Consider the following 6,681-nt stretch of genomic DNA (forward strand, 5'->3'; position numbering starts at 1 on the left):
CCGTGGTCGCGGTGAGGACCGTGGTCGCGGTGAGGACCGTGGTCGCGGTGAGGACCGTGGTCGCGGTGAGGACCGCAGCGCAGAGTCAGGTCGCGGTGAACGCCCTCGACGCAAGGTCGTCTCCTTCGAAGAAGAGTTCGAGAAGAGAAACGATTCTTAGGAGACTGTTACTCGAAGAGGGCGGGCCACGACGGCCCGCCCTTCTTTCTCTCCGAAGCCCATGTGGTCGGTCGGTGACGGCCTGCTCCACACTGCATCTTCCCGGGTCCATGCCGCCGGCGGCCACCTACGCTTGACGTGTGCCCGAACTGCCCGACATCGTCGTCTATCTGGAAGCTCTCGAGCGGCGCATCCTCGGGGCGCAGCTGGAGCGCATCAGAGTGGTCTCGCCATCGGTGCTGCGGACCTATGACCCGTCGATCAGCGAAGTCGAAGGTCGTCGTGTCGAAGGTCTGCGCCGGATCGGCAAGCGCATCGTCTGGCACATGGAAGCCGACCTGTTTGTCGTGATCCATCTGATGATCGCCGGTCGGCTCCGATGGAGGAATCCGGGGGCTGCGGTTCCGAAGAAGGTGGGCCTGGCCGCTTTCGACTTCCCCGACGGCACGCTGGTCTTCACCGAGGCATCTCAGAAGAAGCGGGCTTCACTCCACCTGCTTCGCGGTCAGGAGGAGATCGCCACAATCGATCCGGGCGGTCTGGAACCGCTCACGATGACCCTCGAGGAGTTCTCTGAGGCCCTGAACCGTCAGAACCGAACCCTGAAACGTGCCCTCACCGACCCGAAGGTCCTGAGCGGCATCGGGAATGCATATTCGGACGAGATCCTGCACAGGGCACGCCTTTCGCCGCTGCAGCTCACCGAGCGGCTCGACAGTGGCGCGATCGTTGCGCTCTTCGATGCCACCCGGGCCGTGTTGACCGATTGGACGGACCGTCTCCGAAGGGAGGTGGGGGAGGGCTGGCCGGTGAAGGTCACGGCTTTCAGACCGGAGATGGCGGTCCACGGCAGGTACGGACAGCCGTGCCCTGTGTGCGGTTCCCCGGTACAGCGGATCGTGTATGCAAGCAACGAGACCAACTACTGCGCTACGTGCCAGACGGACGGGAGGTTGCTCGCCGACCGGGCCCGATCCCGGCTTCTCAAAGGAGACCGACCCAGGCGGATCGAAGAGGTCGGCGGCTGAAGGTGCGATAGCCGGTCGTTCAGGAGCCTCTAACATCGAGCGGGACGAGAGGAGCTGAATGTCGGTCGTGATTCGAACCGAGAAGCTCACGAAGTACTATCGGAAAGAGCGCGGTATCGTCGACCTCGGCCTCGAAATCGTCGAGGGAGAGGTGTTCGGCTATCTGGGACCCAACGGCGCCGGAAAGACAACGACGATCCGGCTTCTTCTCGGTCTTCTCCACCCGACGAGCGGAAAAGTCGAAGTCCTCGGGCACGACACCCGGTCGGTGAAGATACGACGGGCGATCGGCTATCTGCCGGGCGAACTCGCCCTCTATGAGGACATGACCGTCAAGAAGCTGTTCACCTATCTCGCCAATCTCAGAGGATTGCGCGGCCTGGGCAGCGCCAAGGAGTTCGCGGAGCGGCTCGAACTCGACATGGCTCGAAGGATCGGCGACCTGTCGTCCGGGAACAAACAGAAGGTCGGGTTGGTACAGGCATTCATGCACCGACCGAGACTTCTCATCCTGGACGAGCCGACCGGCGGTCTCGATCCGCTCATGCAGCAGGAGTTCTACCGAATGATCCGTGAGGTCCGTCGAGAAGGACGCACGGTGTTCCTGTCGTCGCACACGCTGTCGGAGGTCGAGCGTATCGCAGACCGGGTCGGCATCATTCGGGATGGCGATCTGGTCGTCGTGGAGGGTTTGGACTCACTCAAGGCGCGGGCCCCGCGGCGCATCGAGCTGCACTTCTCCGGGCCTGTTCCGTCGGAGCGATTCACGGCCTTGCCGAACGTCGAGGATGTCGCCGTCGATGACGGTGTCGTGTCGTGCCGGGTGTTGGGATCGGTCGATCGACTCATCAAGGCGGCCGCCGAGTTCGAAGTCACCAACATCATCAGCCATGAGGCAGATCTCGAAGAGCTCTTCCTCGGGTACTTCCGGGGTGACGGCGATGCTGCGTAACGTGTTCACCAAAACGATGTGGGACCGCCGCAAAGCCATGCTCTGGTGGCTCTCGGGTTCGGCCGCATACATGTTGGTGATTGTCCTCACCTGGTCGGCCTTCAGCGATCCGGGTCTGCAGGAATCCTACGACAAGCTCCTGGCAGCCTATCCCCCCGAACTGCTTGCCGTGTTCGGTATGAGCCCGGGGCAGTCGGTCTTCTCGCCTGTTGGGTACTTGACTGCGGAGGCGTTTGGCTTGATCGGTCCACTGTTGTTGCTGATCCTGGCGGCGGGGATCGGTGCCCGCGCGATTGCTGGAGAGGAGGAGGCCGGGACGATGGACCTGCTGCTCTCCAACCCGGTTTCCCGGAGGTCCGTGGTACTGCAGAAGGCGCTCGCGATGCTGGTACTCGTCGTGCTGCTCGGCGCAGCGATCTACGTCGGAGTCGCGATCGGAGCTTTGGCGGTTGGGATGGAGGTCTCCATGGCAAACGTGGCTGCGACCACGCTTCAGGCGGTGATGCTTGCCCTCGGGTTCGGTGCACTCGCCCTGGCGCTCGGTGCCGCAACGGGTAACCGCGGTCTCGCCCTGGGTGGCGTCTCGGGCGTTGCTCTGGCCGCGTTCCTCGTCCAGTCGATCGGTCCGCTTGCGAACTGGCCGCTGTGGTCTCAGAAGCTCTCGCCGTTCTACTACTACTCGGCGCACACCCCTCTCGAGAACGGCCTGTCCTGGGGTGACTTCGGAGTCCTCGCGGCGATCTTCATGGTCCTGGTTGGAGTTGCAGTGCCGCTGTTTGCCCGAAGGGATGTACGGATATGAAGCAGGATCTCTATGCACATGTGGAAGAGGGGGTTCGCGAGTCGCTGTCCGGGTTCCGTCGAGATCGTAAGGTGCGTGGGCTGCGCGTCGACGATCACGTCTGGCACTACGTCTCGTTCGGTGCAGGCGATCAGACGATTCTGTTTCTGCATGGGATGGGTGGCGCCTATGACATCTGGTGGCAGCAACTCGAAGCGTTCGCCGACCGGTTTCGTGTCGTGTCGGTCACCTATCCCGACGTTGCGACCCTTGCCGGTCTTCGTCGCGGGCTCCTTGCGATCCTCGATGCAGAGGGAATCGACCGTTTCGGTGTCGTTGGAACATCTCTGGGCGGGTACCTCGCGCAGTACCTCGTTGCCCACGACGCCGACCGGATCGATCGAGCGGTGTTCGCCAACACGTTCCCTCCGAATGACATCATCGCCGCCGAGAACGTCTGGACGGCAGCGATCGCCTCATACCTGCCGGAGAGGCTCGTCATGGGAGTGTTCCGCAAGCGCGTCGCCTCGGGCGCAGTTCCGGCGGCCGGCGGCTCGCCTCTGGTGCGCGCCTACCTGTATGAGCAGTCGCGCGGGTTGATGTCCAAGGCACAGTTCCAGGCGCGATACCGGTGCGTGATCGACCGGTTCGAACCGGTCGAACCACCGATGCCGGTGTTGATCATCGAATCCGACAACGACCCTCTCATATCGCGCGAGCTGCGGGAGATGCTGAGACGCACGTATCCCAAGGCCGAAACCCACACGTTTCACAAGACAGGCCACTTCACCTATCTGAACGAACCCGTGGCCTACACGCGGGTGCTGGCCGAGTTCCTGGAACGACAGGACTGAGGCGGGTCGCGAGCGTTTAGGCTGCACGGCGACCGTTGTCCTGGAGGTTCCTTGTGAAGTTCGGTGTTTCCATGTTTCCTACCGATCAGGCGATCCAGCCGGTCGATCTCGCAAAAGAGGTGGAGGCTCGCGGGTTCGAATCGCTGTGGTTCCCCGAACACAGTCACATTCCGGTGAGTCGTCGCACTCCGTGGGGAGGTGTCAAGGGCGCTGCACCATTGCCCGAGTATTACGCCCGCACCCACGATCAGTTCGTGGCCCTCGGCGCCGTAGCCGCCGTGACCACGACGTTGAAGCTCGGTACCGGCATCACCCTCGTTGCCCAACGGGATCCGATATGGCTGGCCAAGCAGGTCGCGTCACTGGACACGATCTCGAACGGCAGGGTGCTGTTCGGGATCGGGTACGGCTGGAACAAGGAGGAGATGGCAGACCATGGTGTCGCGTACCTCGAGCGAAGAGCAATCCTGCGGGAGAACGTCCTGGCAATGAAGGAGCTCTGGACCCAGGACATCGCCTCTTTCGACGGTGAGCATGTTCACTTCGAGCCAAGCTGGTCTTGGCCGAAGCCGGTCCAGAAGCCCCACCCGCCGATCATCCTCGGTGGTGCCGCCGGCCCGCGGACCTTCGGCGACATCGTCGAGTTCTGCGACGGCTGGATGCCCATTGCCGGCCGCCACGACCTGTTCGACAAGATCGACGCACTCCAGGCGGCGGCCGCCGCCGCGGGCCGAGATCCGATCGAGCTGACCGTGAGCGGAGCGAAGCCCGAGTCCGGAGTGATCGAGCGGCTTGCAGAGGTCGGGGTTTCTCGCGTCGTGTTGGGCGTGCCTCCGAAACCCGCCGACGACGTGCTCCCTCGGCTCGACCGGTACGCGGCGCTTCTGGACGAGTTCTCCGGGGTGTGAACTCAGCCCGGGCGCGCCGTTCTGTCCGCCCGGAGCGGATGATCTGCGGCGTTTCGACATCGAATCGGTCAGGGAGGAGTTGGTGGATCGGACCCGGTCAGGGCGGGTCGGGCCCACCCTGCGGTTTGCGGAAACGGAGTCTTCCCGGCGGGCTGTCGTGGTCGATGGTGTAGCCCATGCCGTGGATGACGACATGGTGGTGGTACCAGCAAAGTGTGGTGAGGTTGTCCGGGTCGGTTCGACCCCCTTGGGAGAAGGGGGTGACATGGTGGGGTTGGAGTCGGTACCGGCTGGTACATCCATCGGCCGTGCAGGATCCGTGGTCACGATGCAGGATGGCTCGGCGAAGGGGAGGGGAGATGACTCTGGTCTTGCGTCCGACCGTCAGGGGCCGTTCACCGGCGACCGTGATCGTCTCGATCGAGCCGGTGCAGAGCGCCTCGGCGAGAGATTCGGGCCCGATGCGGATTCCGGTGTCGAGGCACACTCCCGTCTCGGCTCCGGTTCTTGCCGCCTCCCCGGCGTTGACGAAGATGCTCACCAGCGGGGCGGCGGTTCCGGTTGCAGTCGTTGCGTCGAGTGAGTCCTGGGCGATGGATATGAGGGCGTCGGCGTTGCGTTGTCCGAGGGTGGGTCTGGTTCCGTCGGGGAGGGCAGGGAAGCGGTCGGCCCGGTGGACGAGCGCCTCTTCGACGATCCTGCCGTCGACACCACCGAGGATTCCCCACAGATGCCATGAAGTTTCGTCGAGATTCGGTTGCATGGCCACGTAGCGGTCCGTGAACGAGGCCGTCTGCTGACGGCGGGTGAGTCGCCTGCGGTGGGCGACGGCTCGTCGCAGACCGGCGATGTCGAGATGCCACACGGATTCCACAGGATCGTCCGCTCCGGTCGCGGCGTACCTGCACAGCTCGACGGCCCGATCGAACGATACGCGACCGGCAGACAGTGCGTCGCCCACCCCGGGAGCATCGGTCAGGGCCTTTGCGGTGTGCGTGAGCGCCGACGCAGTCTCCGGTGCCACGTCCAGGCGGCTCGACACCCATTCACACATGCTCCGACACCCGTCACCCAACGGAATCTGGCGGCGATCCACTTCGGCCAGCAACGTCATCTGACGGGCACGGGCCCGGCCGATGAGCATCTCCAGGCCGGCGAGTTCCTGCTCCAGACCATCGGCTGTGACTTCATCCGGTACATCCATATGCGCAACGTATCATCCGGGTGTGACAGAAAACGTCCTCTGGCGATGGTCGACGACATATAGCCGAGATTGGTACTTCGTTACGGTGAGAGGACGGCGCGTACCTCGGAGACCGGATACGTGAAGGTCGTGGCGATCACCGCCGGGTTGTCGGCGAACGGAATCGGGGTGGACCACGCTCCGCCTGGGAGTTGCCGCCAGCGATACGTGCCGTTCCATTCGGCCACGAAGGTGATCGTGTAGTCGCCCTTGCGCTCGTAGAGATGCGTGGCCGCCGCACTGCCGGGCAGGTCGTCGGCGCTGCCCGGGACGGCGGATGTGAGGATCGTCCCGTCCCCCATGTCCCAGGTGAACGCCTCGAGGGTCGCCCACGCCTCGATCTCCATGGTGATGTTCGATCCGGGATCGGTGAAGGTGAGCGTGAACGGGAGGATCTCATCGCCGCCCTCGTACCAGAGCCACGTGTCGAGGCCGGTGAGACCTTCGCTGATCGGGCTCGTGGCGGTCTTCCCGGGCGGGGCGCGTCTGCGGATCTCTTCGCTCAGGTCGATGCCGTCGAGGGGATACACGCAATAGGCGACGTCGGGGACGAGGTTGTCGGCGGCGAAGACCGCTGGGCTTCCGTCCGAGCGGCGGGGTGCGTAGGGGACGAGATCTCCCTGGCCGAACCGCCAGCCGAAGTCGAAGGCGGTTACGGGACTGTTCCAGAGTTCGCCGTCGAGCCAGTAGAGCTGTCGCAGCACCCGCGGGCTGCCGTCGGGGCACTGACCGACAGATTCCCTGTGCCATCCTTTT

At 64.0% G+C, this 6,681-nt stretch carries 7 protein-coding genes; 5 read left to right on the forward strand and 2 right to left on the reverse strand.

Annotation, left to right across the window (positions count from 1 at the left end; genetic code table 11):
* Window positions 1–299: 299 nt before the first annotated feature.
* The 5 genes from GXP34_14105 to GXP34_14125 are packed head-to-tail and all read left to right on the forward strand — an operon-like array spanning window position 300 to window position 4,682.
* Entirely contained in the window at window positions 300–1,187 is an 888-nt protein-coding gene (locus GXP34_14105; protein ID NOY57099.1) for a formamidopyrimidine-DNA glycosylase, read from the forward strand.
* Between the two features lie 58 nt (window positions 1,188–1,245).
* On the forward strand, window positions 1,246–2,139 hold the full coding sequence (locus GXP34_14110; protein NOY57100.1) for an ABC transporter ATP-binding protein: 894 nt from the start codon (window positions 1,246–1,248) through the stop codon (window positions 2,137–2,139).
* Window positions 2,129–2,941 (forward strand): ABC transporter permease subunit, encoded by an 813-nt coding sequence (locus GXP34_14115; GenBank protein ID NOY57101.1) that lies wholly within the window; start codon window positions 2,129–2,131, stop codon window positions 2,939–2,941. Before GXP34_14110 ends, GXP34_14115 begins: the two co-directional genes overlap by 11 nt.
* A complete protein-coding gene (locus tag GXP34_14120) occupies window positions 2,938–3,774 on the forward strand; it encodes an alpha/beta hydrolase (protein NOY57102.1) in 837 nt (278 codons plus the stop codon). The genes GXP34_14115 and GXP34_14120 overlap by 4 nt, the downstream gene beginning before the upstream one ends.
* Window positions 3,775–3,827: 53 nt before the next feature.
* On the forward strand, window positions 3,828–4,682 hold the full coding sequence (locus GXP34_14125) for an LLM class F420-dependent oxidoreductase (protein ID NOY57103.1): 855 nt from the start codon (window positions 3,828–3,830) through the stop codon (window positions 4,680–4,682).
* A gap of 97 nt (window positions 4,683–4,779) precedes the next feature.
* On the opposite strand, the gene GXP34_14130 is transcribed toward GXP34_14125, so the two are convergent.
* Complete coding sequence (locus GXP34_14130) at window positions 4,780–5,886, reverse strand: DUF222 domain-containing protein (GenBank protein NOY57104.1); 1,107 nt, start codon at window positions 5,884–5,886, stop codon at window positions 4,780–4,782.
* A gap of 80 nt (window positions 5,887–5,966) precedes the next feature.
* On the reverse strand, window positions 5,967–6,681 hold a 715-nt coding region (locus tag GXP34_14135; GenBank protein NOY57105.1), incomplete at its 5' end, for a hypothetical protein.

This window comes from Actinomycetota bacterium (assembly GCA_013152275.1).
Classification (GTDB): domain Bacteria; phylum Actinomycetota; class Acidimicrobiia; order Spongiisociales; family UBA4744; genus BMS3Bbin01.

Coding starts and splice junctions, on each gene's coding strand:
- GXP34_14110 (NOY57100.1), top strand. CDS start 1,246: ATGTCGGTCGTGATTCGAACCGAGAAGCTCACGAAGTACTATCGGAAA.
- GXP34_14115 (NOY57101.1), top strand. CDS start 2,129: ATGCTGCGTAACGTGTTCACCAAAACGATGTGGGACCGCCGCAAAGCC.
- GXP34_14120 (NOY57102.1), top strand. CDS start 2,938: ATGAAGCAGGATCTCTATGCACATGTGGAAGAGGGGGTTCGCGAGTCG.
- GXP34_14130 (NOY57104.1), bottom strand. CDS start 5,886: ATGGATGTACCGGATGAAGTCACAGCCGATGGTCTGGAGCAGGAACTC.